At 68.1% G+C, this 2,020-nt stretch carries 1 protein-coding gene; it reads left to right on the top strand.

The genetic code is table 11. The features are described from left to right. Positions 1–226 precede the first annotated feature (226 nt). Positions 227–2,020 (top strand): MBG domain-containing protein (locus ACOADB_RS14360; RefSeq protein WP_378599804.1); only part of this gene is annotated, 1,794 nt, incomplete at its 3' end.

Genomic DNA, 2,020 nt, shown 5'->3' with positions numbered 1-2,020 from the left:
CCGGAGGGCGGGACAACCTCCCTGGGCATCACACCTAGTCATCGGATGGGGTCACGAGCGCCGCCGGCGTTGACCCCCTCGTGGGCAAAATTCGTCGCGCGCGCGAATCTTTACCCTCATTTCGAAGACGCCTTGTGGCGGCTGCTGCCAATGTCGAGTCACACGCAGCGCCGACGTCTCCCTCGTCGTTCTCGGGCCTGTTCCCAACCACGTGGGGGGTTGTGGCATGTCCGGAACGCATCGACGAGTGACGCGCGCGAACAGGGCTTCGAAGGGCGCATCGATTGCGCTCGCCGGAGTCCTGGCGGCCATCGGCCTCGTGGTCGCCGGCGCATCTCCCGCGCTGGCCGCGGTCACCGCCGCGCCCAACACCTCCGCGGGCGCAGCCACGATCAGGAATGCCATGGCGGCGCCCGGCTTCACCTCGACCGGGGCCAGCTTCGCGTCGGTACCGTCGTCGACGACGGTCAACGGGGTGTCCAACACGGCCATCGGCGGGTTCCCGTCACCCTCGGGTGCGTTCGGCATCCTCACGACCGGCTCGGTCAACAACGTGTTGAGCTCACAGGCCACCGAGAGCGATGTCACCATCAGCAACGCACCCTCGCGCGGCAACTCGGCCCGCGACGTGACGGTGATGAAGATCGACTTCACCGCCCCTGCCGGCGTCAACTGCCTCAGCCTGAACTTCAAGTTCCTGTCCGAAGAGTTCCCCGAGTGGGTCGGCCAGCAGTACAACGACGGCTTCATCGCCGAGCTCGACAGCACCACCTGGACGGCCAACCAGACCGGCAACTCCGCGTCGATCACGGCGCCACTCAACTTCGCGAAGGACGCCGGGGGCAACGTCGTCAGCATCAACAGCACTGGCATCGGTGGACTCACCCAGGCCAACGCCTCCGGCACCGTGTACGACGGGGCGACGACGCTGCTGCGGGCGAACACCCCGGTCTCGCCGGGCGCCCACTCGCTCTACCTGTCGATCTTCGACCAGGGCGACGCCAAGCTCGACTCGGCCGTGTTCGTCAACAACCTGCGCACGAGCTTCATCCCGAACCCCTCGATCAACTGCGTGTCCGGCGCCCAGCCGGTCAGCAGCACCCTGACGCTGACCCCGCCGACCGACGCATCGCCGGTCGGGACGCAGCACACCGTCACGGCCACCCTGAAGGACTCGAACAACGTCGCCATCTCCGGCGGCCCGGTGAGCTTCAACGTGACCGGCGCGAACACGTCGAGCGCCGTCGTGAACACCAACGCGTCCGGCGTCGCGACGTACACCTACACCGGCGGCTTCGCCGGCACCGACCAGATCAGCGCCTGCTACCTGCCAGTGACCACCTGCCTGGCCACCGCATCAGCCACCGAGGTCTGGAACCCGCCCGTGGTCGTCACGGCCGAGCCGAAGACCAAGGTCTTCGGGACCGCGGATCCGCCGTTGACCTACACGGTCTCGGGCGGCACGCTCACCACCCCTGCCACCTGCACGGTCGCGGGTGCCCACACGAACGTCGGCAACTACGCGATCACCTGCTCGGGCGGCAGCGCCGGCCCGGACACGAACGTCACCTACGTCGACGGCAACCTCGGCGTAACTCCGGCGACGGTGACGGTCAGCGCCGACAACAAGGCCAAGCAGTACGGCGACGCCGACCCGGCCTTCACCCACACCACGAGTGGCCTGGTCGGTTCGGATGCGCTGACGACGGCACCCACCTGTGGCGTTGCGGGAGCCCACGCGAACGTCGGCTCCTACCCGATCACGTGCTCCGGCGCCACGGCCGGCAGCAACTACACGATCGCCTACACGGCCGGCACGCTCTCCGTGGGCAAGGCACTGGTGACGATCACGGCCACCAGCAAGACCAAGACCTACGGCCAGGCCGATCCGGCGTTCACCTTCACCACCAATGGTCTCGTCGGCTCGGACTCCCTGACGACGGCACCGACCTGCACCGTCGCGGGCTCGCACACCAACGTCGGCACCTACCCCATCACCTGCTCGGGCGCGAGCGCCGGC

The sequence above is a fragment of the Nocardioides sp. CPCC 206348 genome (assembly GCF_048654705.1).
Taxonomy (GTDB): domain Bacteria; phylum Actinomycetota; class Actinomycetes; order Propionibacteriales; family Nocardioidaceae; genus Nocardioides.
Note: the sequence above shows the minus strand (reverse complement) of the source record. Positions and strands in the feature narration are given on the sequence as shown.